We start from the raw sequence: 1,683 nt of genomic DNA on the forward strand, positions 1-1,683 counted from the left end.
GCGGGTGTGTTGTTTGAGAACTCAATAGTGTGTTTGGTGGTTTTTGTTTGTTGTTGTTTTTTGCCATGCCCTGTTTTCCCGTTTGTGGGTGTGGTGTTTGTTGATGCCAGTTTTTGGTGTCTGTTTGGTCAGATTGTTCTGAACGTTTTTGTTTGGAGAGTTTGATTCTGGCTCAGGACGAACGCTGGCGGCGTGCTTAACACATGCAAGTCGAACGGAAAGGCCCTTCGGGGTACTCGAGTGGCGAACGGGTGAGTAACACGTGGGTGATCTGCCCTGCACTTTGGGATAAGCCTGGGAAACTGGGTCTAATACCGAATATTTCCTTCTGGTTGCATGGCTGGGAGGGGAAAGCTTTTGCGGTGTGGGATGGGCCCGCGGCCTATCAGCTTGTTGGTGAGGTTATGGCTTACCAAGGCGACGACGGGTAGCCGGCCTGAGAGGGTGACCGGCCACACTGGGACTGAGATACGGCCCAGACTCCTACGGGAGGCAGCAGTGGGGAATATTGCACAATGGGCGCAAGCCTGATGCAGCGACGCCGCGTGGGGGATGACGGCCTTCGGGTTGTAAACCTCTTTCAATAGGGACGAAGCGTAAGTGACGGTACCTATAGAAGAAGGACCGGCCAACTACGTGCCAGCAGCCGCGGTAATACGTAGGGTCCGAGCGTTGTCCGGAATTACTGGGCGTAAAGAGCTCGTAGGTGGTTTGTCGCGTTGTCCGTGAAAACTCACAGCTTAACTGTGGGCGTGCGGGCGATACGGGCAGACTTGAGTACTGCAGGGGAGACTGGAATTCCTGGTGTAGCGGTGGAATGCGCAGATATCAGGAGGAACACCGGTGGCGAAGGCGGGTCTCTGGGCAGTAACTGACGCTGAGGAGCGAAAGCGTGGGGAGCGAACAGGATTAGATACCCTGGTAGTCCACGCCGTAAACGGTGGGTACTAGGTGTGGGTTTCCTTCCTTGGGATCCGTGCCGTAGCTAACGCATTAAGTACCCCGCCTGGGGAGTACGGCCGCAAGGCTAAAACTCAAAGAAATTGACGGGGGCCCGCACAAGCGGCGGAGCATGTGGATTAATTCGATGCAACGCGAAGAACCTTACCTGGGTTTGACATGCACAGGACGCCAGTAGAGATATTGGTTCCCTTGTGGCCTGTGTGCAGGTGGTGCATGGCTGTCGTCAGCTCGTGTCGTGAGATGTTGGGTTAAGTCCCGCAACGAGCGCAACCCTTGTCTCATGTTGCCAGCGCGTGATGGCGGGGACTCGTGAGAGACTGCCGGGGTCAACTCGGAGGAAGGTGGGGATGACGTCAAGTCATCATGCCCCTTATGTCCAGGGCTTCACACATGCTACAATGGCCGGTACAAAGGGCTGCGATGCCGTGAGGTGGAGCGAATCCTTTCAAAGCCGGTCTCAGTTCGGATCGGGGTCTGCAACTCGACCCCGTGAAGTCGGAGTCGCTAGTAATCGCAGATCAGCAACGCTGCGGTGAATACGTTCCCGGGCCTTGTACACACCGCCCGTCACGTCATGAAAGTCGGTAACACCCGAAGCCGGTGGCCTAACCCCTTGTGGGAGGGAGCCGTCGAAGGTGGGATCGGCGATTGGGACGAAGTCGTAACAAGGTAGCCGTACCGGAAGGTGCGGCTGGATCACCTCCTTTCTAAGGAGCACCA

At 56.3% G+C, this 1,683-nt stretch carries 1 rRNA gene; it reads left to right on the forward strand.

Going from position 1 to position 1,683, the window contains the following annotated elements:
- Nucleotides 1-149 precede the first annotated feature (149 nt).
- Nucleotides 150-1,670, forward strand: a 16S ribosomal RNA gene (locus AU198_RS19555).
- Nucleotides 1,671-1,683 lie beyond the last annotated feature (13 nt).

The sequence above is a fragment of the Mycobacterium sp. GA-1199 genome (assembly GCF_001500045.1).
Taxonomy (GTDB): domain Bacteria; phylum Actinomycetota; class Actinomycetes; order Mycobacteriales; family Mycobacteriaceae; genus Mycobacterium.